General features: G+C 64.9%; 1 protein-coding gene. It reads left to right on the top strand.

Translation table 11 applies throughout. The features are described from left to right. On the top strand, window positions 1-524 hold a 524-nt coding region (locus AC1ECK_RS36670; protein ID WP_480328197.1), incomplete at both ends, for a citrate/2-methylcitrate synthase.

Here is a 524-nt window from a genome sequence, read left to right as displayed (position 1 = left end):
CTGCTGCACGGCGAGGCGCCGTCGAAGTCGTGGGTCGAGGCGATGCACACGTCGCTGAACCTGTACGCGGAACACGAATTCAACGCCTCGACCTTCACCGGCCGCGTGATCGCCGGCACGGGCTCGGACATCTACTCGGCGCTCACCGGCGCGATCGGCGCGCTGCGCGGCCCGAAGCACGGCGGCGCGAACGAGGTGGCATTTGAAATCCAGTCGCGCTACCAGAGCCCGGACCAGGCCGAAGCCGACATCCGCCGCCGCGTCGAGGCAAAAGAGGTGGTGATCGGCTTCGGCCACCCGGTGTACACGATCTCCGATCCGCGCAACAAGGTGATCAAGGAAGTGGCGAAAAAGCTCTCGAAGGAAGCCGGCAGCACGAAGCTGTTCGACATCGCCGAGCGCCTCGAAACCGTGATGTGGGACGCCAAGAAGATGTTCCCGAACCTGGACTGGTTCAGCGCGGTGTCGTACCACATGATGGGCGTGCCGACGGCGATGTTCACGCCGCTGTTCGTGATCGCCCG

The sequence above is a fragment of the Paraburkholderia sp. SSBN10T genome (genome assembly GCF_056619545.1).
This window is presented reverse-complemented; position numbering and strand designations above follow the sequence as displayed.